The organism is Paenibacillus sp. P4_E11, from assembly GCF_056401635.1.
The window spans coordinates 1-1,583 of the sequence record NZ_JBFUIX010000434.1 but is presented as its reverse complement, the minus strand read 5'-3'; the positions used below and the strand labels follow the sequence as shown (position 1 = coordinate 1,583).

The 1,583-nt window shown below is 46.7% G+C and carries 2 protein-coding genes; both read left to right on the top strand.

What is annotated here, in order from left to right:
• Positions 1-198: 198 nt before the first annotated feature.
• Positions 199-942: a tRNA pseudouridine(38-40) synthase TruA gene (gene truA / locus AC1DWB_RS34835; RefSeq protein WP_477545644.1), complete on the top strand. Its 744-nt coding sequence runs from the start codon at positions 199-201 to the stop codon at positions 940-942.
• A gap of 167 nt (positions 943-1,109) precedes the next feature.
• A complete protein-coding gene (gene rplM, locus AC1DWB_RS34830; protein WP_477545643.1) occupies positions 1,110-1,547 on the top strand; it encodes a 50S ribosomal protein L13 in 438 nt (145 codons plus the stop codon).
• The last annotated feature ends 36 nt before the right edge of the window (positions 1,548-1,583 follow it).

Sequence of the window (1,583 nt, the reverse complement as noted above, 5' to 3'; positions counted from 1 at the left end):
CAATGGTGTACTTGGAATTAGTAGATCGCGCTTAATACGAACGGATGGGAAAGGGTGGACAGAATCATTTGATTCTGATGAAGCCCTTTTTTTGTAGGGTCATTCCGAAACTTATGCTATCTTATCGCTATTCGGTAGCATAAGTGGGTGAGACTCAAGTGGGAGTAAGTTACCGTTGTGTTGGAGTCGAGGCCTTTCATGAGAAACATACGCATGGTTGTCAGTTATGAAGGTACACGCTATTTCGGGTTTCAAACGCAGCCTGGAGGGAATACGATTCAGGATGCGATAGAAAAGGCATTAAAGTTGCTAACCGGGGAAACGACGGAAGTTATTTCTTCGGGACGAACAGACGCTGGGGTACATGCCCGGCATCAAGTCATCAACTTTCTGACTGAATCGCAAATTCCGATTGGGCGTTGGGCGCTTGCACTCAATTCTAGGCTTCCGAATGATATTGTGATCACAGAAGCTCATGAAGCACCGCTCAGCTTTCATGCCCGCCATTCCGCCAAACGGAAAACATACCGATACACGATTAACTGCAGCCGGTATCCGGACGTGTTCTGGCGCCATATGCAGTTTCATCATCCTACTCCTCTGAATGTGAATGAAATAGCCGCTTCGTTGGACTGTTTGATAGGAGAGCACGATTTCACATCATTCTGTTCGGCTAATTCGACGAAAACATCTCACGTTCGCAAGCTTTTCGAGGCGTACTTGGAATATAAGGAGCAGGAGGGCCATCTCCATCTGTATTTTACAGGGAGCGGCTTCCTGCAGCACATGGTGCGTATCTTGGTTGGAACGCTGATCGAGGTCGGAGAAGGGAAACGCAAGAGTGCCGATATGGAGCGGATATTGCAAGCCCGAGATCGGAGTTGTGCAGGTCCGACGGCCATGGCGCACGGGTTAATGCTATGGGAAGTTTTTTATGCATAAGCCCATAAATAATCCTTGATTCCGCACTTGATTTCATGTAATATATAAGTTGGCTTTTCATTACTGGCAAACCCACTGCCCCGAGTATTGAAGTGGCCAACAACACGAATGAACTCAACGATGGAATTAATGAATGATTGGATATAATTTTTAGGAGGATCATGCGAATGCGTACCACATATATGGCGAAACCTGAGCAAGTTGAGCGCAAATGGTACATCGTCGATGCAGCAGGACAAACGCTTGGACGTTTGGCTAGCGAAGTAGCATCGATATTGCGCGGTAAGACTAAGCCGGAATTTACTCCTCACGTAGATACAGGAGATTTCGTAATTGTAATCAATGCGGAGCAAATTGTTCTGACTGGTAAGAAATTGCAAAAGAAAATGTACTACCGTCACTCCCAACATCCAGGTGGTTTGAAAGTGACTTCGGCTCAAGAAATGCTGAGCAAGCGTCCTGACCGCATGATCGAACTGGCTGTATACGGCATGCTTCCGAAGAACCGTCTGGGCGACAAGTTGAAGACTAAACTTAACGTGTATGCGGGTTCTGAGCATYCACATGTAGCACAACAACCGCAAGTCTGGGAACTTCGCGGATAATTAGAGGAGGACCGATTCATGGCACAAGTTCAATAC

Excerpts from the sequence above, each read along its gene's own strand:
- truA (WP_477545644.1), top strand. The coding sequence starts at position 199 with ATGAGAAACATACGCATGGTTGTCAGTTATGAAGGTACACGCTATTTC.